The sequence below is a fragment of the Pseudomonas agronomica genome (assembly GCF_025917275.1).
Lineage (GTDB): Bacteria > Pseudomonadota > Gammaproteobacteria > Pseudomonadales > Pseudomonadaceae > Aquipseudomonas > Aquipseudomonas agronomica.
Genome location: NZ_JAOSHO010000827.1, coordinates 1 through 1,386 on the forward strand (window position 1 = coordinate 1; position 1,386 = coordinate 1,386).

Below are 1,386 nucleotides of genomic sequence, written 5' to 3' on the forward strand. Positions count from 1 at the left end.
CCAGCGCGCCCTGGTTCGGCAGCTCATGGAGCTTGCCGCGCCCGCCGCCCAGTTGACTGCGCGACTGCACGCTGGAGATCACCAGCATCGGGATCGAATCGGCGTAGGCCTGGCCCATGGCGGTGGTGATGTTGGTCATGCCCGGGCCGGTGATGATGAAGCACACGCCCGGCTTGCCGCTGACCCGGGCGTAGCCGTCGGCCATGAAACCGGCACCCTGTTCATGGCGCGGCGTCACGTGGCGGATGCTCGAACGGGCCAGCCCGCGATACAACTCGACGGTGTGCACCCCGGGAATGCCGAAGACCTGCTCCACGCCATAGCCTTCGAGTAACTTGACCAATACTTCGCCGCACGTCGCCATTGCCATTGCCTTTTTCTTGTCTTGAAAAGAGTCCCGCACGTCACCTGGCGGGCCCCTTTTGCTCTGAGGGAATGGCGTTATTGGAACGGTCAGGCCGTAGCGGCAACAATGGATAAAAAGTCATACTAGCCATGTCCTCACGTCATGGCTTGGATCCCAAATGAAACGACTCCCTCCGCTGCCGACGCTGCACACGTTTCTGATCACAGCCCAATGCTGCAACTTCACCCGCGCCGCTGAACAACTGCACATCACCCAGGGCGCGGTGAGCCGGCAGATCGCCGGGCTGGAGGATCACCTGGGGTATGCGCTGTTCCAGCGCCAGGCGCGCGGCTTGAGCCTGACCGCCGAGGGCCAGGCGTGGCTGCCTCGGGTGCAGCAGGTGTTCAGCCTCATCGGCGAAGCGGTCGAGCAGATCGGCGAGAAGCGCCAGACCCTGCAACTCAAGGCCCCGACCTGTGTGATGCGCTGGCTGCTGCCGCGCCTGTTGCAATGGCAGAAGGAGCGCCCGGACGTGCCGGTGGAACTGACCACCACGGTCCGGCACGGCGTGGATTTCCGACGCGAGGCGTTCGATGCGGCGGTGGTCTACGGCCCGCCGCCCGACGCTTCATTGGCGTGCTTGCCGCTGTTCGATGAACAACTGACGCCGGTCTGCTCCCGCCCCCTGTTGGAAGGCCCGGTACCGCTGCGCTCACCTGCCGATCTGCAACAGCACCTGCTGCTGCACCCTACCGCCGACGAGCGCGACTGGAAGGCCTGGCTGGCGGCGGCCGACGTGCACCTGAGCAATGTCAGCAAGGGCCAGCATTTCGAAACCCTGGACCTGGCGATGTCCATGGCCTCCCAAGGCACGGGCGTGGCGATTGGCGACTGGTCGCTGATCGGCGAAGACTTGAGCGCCGGCCGGCTGGTGATGCCGTTCGAATTGAAGGTCAGGACCGGGTTGGGTTATCACCTGGTGTATCCGCGCAAAGCCGAGGTGTCGGGGCCGTTGCAGGAATTGATGGGGTGGTTGGTGG

At 64.5% G+C, this 1,386-nt stretch carries 2 protein-coding genes; one reads left to right on the top strand and one right to left on the bottom strand.

The annotated features are described in order from the left end of the window. Positions 1–364 (bottom strand): thiamine pyrophosphate-binding protein (locus tag OC610_RS27465; RefSeq protein ID WP_264432606.1); only part of this gene is annotated, 364 nt, incomplete at its 3' end. 160 nt (positions 365–524) lie between these two features. Between OC610_RS27465 and OC610_RS27470 the strand changes: the two genes are divergently transcribed. Then, positions 525–1,386, top strand: an 862-nt coding sequence (locus OC610_RS27470) for a LysR substrate-binding domain-containing protein (RefSeq protein WP_264432603.1), incomplete at its 3' end; no start/stop codon positions are given.